The organism is Methylobacterium nigriterrae, assembly GCF_037106235.1.
GTDB lineage: Bacteria > Pseudomonadota > Alphaproteobacteria > Rhizobiales > Beijerinckiaceae > Methylobacterium > Methylobacterium nigriterrae.
Window position 1 is genome coordinate 1 of the sequence record NZ_JBAWTG010000392.1, and the last position, 1180, is coordinate 1180.

Consider the following 1180-nt stretch of genomic DNA (forward strand, 5'->3'; position numbering starts at 1 on the left):
GCATCGCAGCCCATGTGGTCAAGCCGATCACATCGAATGCTGTGGCGGACGGGCGCTTCGGCAAGGACGCGTTCGTCTACGACGCGCCGAGCGACACCTACCGGTGTCCTGCAGGTGAGACGCTCACCCATCACTGCACCTCGGTCGAGAACGGCATGCGCATCCGCGTCTACTGGGCGAGCGGTTGCGGAGTCTGTTCGATGAGGACGAGCTGCACCATCGGCAAGGAGCGGCGCGTGCGGCGCTGGGAGCACGAGGATGTGCTGGAAGCGATGGAGCGGCGGCTCGCACAAAGACCGGAGCTGATGCAGGTCCGGCGCTCAACGGTCGAGCATGTCTTCGGTACGATCAAGAGCTGGATGGGTGCGACCCATTTCCTGACCCGTGGGCTGGCGAACGTCCGCACCGAGGCCAGCCTGCAGGTGCTCGCCTACAATTTGAAGCGGGTGATCAACATCGTCGGGATCGCACCGCTGATGGCAGCGATCAGGGCCAACTGAGCCTGACGCCCCTCATCGCCGGTCGGTCCGGCTGAACACGCGTCCTAACCCTCATCACGCACGCCAGCCGGTGAGCGGACTGCCAGAGCAAGCCAACCCGCCTCACCTGGAACCTGGGTCCATCGAAGCAGGACCCTGTAGGACTTTCCACACAGCCTCGTTATATTGCGGAACAGCCGTAAAAGCGCCTGCTGCACTGCAAGGCTATGCGGGGCCGACTGTTGGGTCCGAGGGCGGGCGGAGGTCGGACGATGGGACCGCTGGTGGATGCCGACGCTCGGCCAAACGGGCGACAGCGTAGTTCACGAGCGCCAGCGCAACGAGCGCAGCTGCGAAGGCGAGGAGTGTCCAGAGCCAGACCGGCAGGCCGTGCGTGCTGTCCAGGATGGTCATGTCACCCCTCCGCCTAGCTAAGCCAGCAAGCCGCCAGTGGCGCGCCACCGTAGGGCACAGGCAGCAGACAGGAAGGGGCAGCTCCGCATCTCACCCTCCGCCAGGAGAGCTGCGACGGGAGTTCGCCCCTATCGCCGCTATGCATCAACGTAGGGATAGCCGATCTCGTCCGATCTGCCCTGCGGTCGTCAGTGTCGTGTCTGGGCGGTGGTGCTCGCGTGAGCCAGGAAGAAGCGCATCATCTCCCGGCTCGCATCGGGGCCGCGCGGGTCGGTGTACGTCCCGCT

At 65.3% G+C, this 1180-nt stretch carries 2 protein-coding genes and 1 pseudogene; 1 reads left to right on the top strand and 2 read right to left on the bottom strand.

Features of this window, described 5'->3' with window-relative positions; translation table 11 throughout:
- Positions 1-500 (top strand): transposase (locus WDW90_RS37330; protein ID WP_336492759.1); only part of this gene is annotated, 500 nt, incomplete at its 5' end.
- Positions 501-704: 204 nt separating this feature from the next.
- Here WDW90_RS37330 and WDW90_RS37335 read toward each other — a convergent pair.
- Together WDW90_RS37335 and WDW90_RS37340 are read right to left on the bottom strand one after the other, a co-directional pair.
- Positions 705-893 (bottom strand): hypothetical protein, encoded by a 189-nt coding sequence (locus tag WDW90_RS37335; RefSeq protein WP_336492760.1) that lies wholly within the window; start codon positions 891-893, stop codon positions 705-707.
- A gap of 188 nt (positions 894-1081) precedes the next feature.
- A pseudogene (locus tag WDW90_RS37340) lies at positions 1082-1180 on the bottom strand (extracellular catalytic domain type 1 short-chain-length polyhydroxyalkanoate depolymerase); the annotation flags it as partial.